This is a genomic window from Vibrio sp. Hep-1b-8 (assembly GCF_006124995.1).
In the GTDB taxonomy this organism is placed as follows: domain Bacteria; phylum Pseudomonadota; class Gammaproteobacteria; order Enterobacterales; family Vibrionaceae; genus Vibrio.
Genome location: NZ_QEWN01000059.1, coordinates 1 through 1,185, shown reverse-complemented (window position 1 = coordinate 1,185; position 1,185 = coordinate 1). Strand labels below are relative to the sequence as shown.

At 45.1% G+C, this 1,185-nt stretch carries 6 tRNA genes; all 6 read right to left on the bottom strand.

Annotated features, from left to right (window positions below):
• Nucleotides 1–149: 149 nt before the first annotated feature.
• A tRNA-Tyr gene (locus DA100_RS08215) sits at nt 150–234 on the bottom strand.
• Between the two features lie 105 nt (nt 235–339).
• A tRNA-Tyr gene (locus DA100_RS08210) sits at nt 340–424 on the bottom strand.
• Between the two features lie 105 nt (nt 425–529).
• Nucleotides 530–614: transfer RNA gene (locus DA100_RS08205), tRNA-Tyr, on the bottom strand.
• A gap of 105 nt (nt 615–719) precedes the next feature.
• A tRNA-Tyr gene (locus DA100_RS08200) sits at nt 720–804 on the bottom strand.
• Nucleotides 805–909: 105 nt separating this feature from the next.
• A tRNA-Tyr gene (locus tag DA100_RS08195) sits at nt 910–994 on the bottom strand.
• A gap of 104 nt (nt 995–1,098) precedes the next feature.
• A tRNA-Tyr gene (locus tag DA100_RS08190) sits at nt 1,099–1,183 on the bottom strand.
• Nucleotides 1,184–1,185: the final 2 nt, after the last annotated feature.

The following is a 1,185-nucleotide window of genomic DNA, read 5'->3' as shown; positions in this document are numbered from 1 at the left end:
GCAGATTTACAGTCTGATCCCTTTGGCCACTCGGGAACCCCTCCAGGGTATTTTTATACTTAACTAATGTTTTCCCAACACGTTAATCAAGTGTTTCTCACAGTTTATCCAGAGGTTTATTCACCGTAAGGCTAAGTGTAAGAAGAATATGGTGGAGGGGGACGGATTCGAACCATCGAAGGCAGTGCCAGCAGATTTACAGTCTGATCCCTTTGGCCACTCGGGAACCCCTCCAGGGTATTTTTATACTTAACTAATGTTTTCCCAACACGTTAATCAAGTGTTTCTCACAGTTTATCCAGAGGTTTATTCACCGTAAGGCTAAGTGTAAGAAGAATATGGTGGAGGGGGACGGATTCGAACCATCGAAGGCAGTGCCAGCAGATTTACAGTCTGATCCCTTTGGCCACTCGGGAACCCCTCCAGGGTATTTTTATACTTAACTAATGTTTTCCCAACACGTTAATCAAGTGTTTCTCACAGTTTATCCAGAGGTTTATTCACCGTAAGGCTAAGTGTAAGAAGAATATGGTGGAGGGGGACGGATTCGAACCATCGAAGGCAGTGCCAGCAGATTTACAGTCTGATCCCTTTGGCCACTCGGGAACCCCTCCAGGGTATTTTTATACTTAACTAATGTTTTCCCAACACGTTAATCAAGTGTTTCTCACAGTTTATCCAGAGGTTTATTCACCGTAAGGCTAAGTGTAAGAAGAATATGGTGGAGGGGGACGGATTCGAACCATCGAAGGCAGTGCCAGCAGATTTACAGTCTGATCCCTTTGGCCACTCGGGAACCCCTCCAGGGTATTTTTATACTTAACTAATGTTTTCCCAACACGTTAATCAAGTGTTTCTCACAGTTTATCCAGAGGTTTATTCACCGTAAGGCTAAGTGTAAGAAGAATATGGTGGAGGGGGACGGATTCGAACCATCGAAGGCAGTGCCAGCAGATTTACAGTCTGATCCCTTTGGCCACTCGGGAACCCCTCCAGGGTATTTTTATACTTAACTAATGTTTTCCCAACACGTTAATCAAGTGCTTCTTACAGTTTATCCAGAGGTTTATTCACCGAAGGGTAAGTGTAAGAAAAATATGGTGGAGGGGGACGGATTCGAACCATCGAAGGCAGTGCCAGCAGATTTACAGTCTGATCCCTTTGGCCACTCGGGAACCCCTCCAG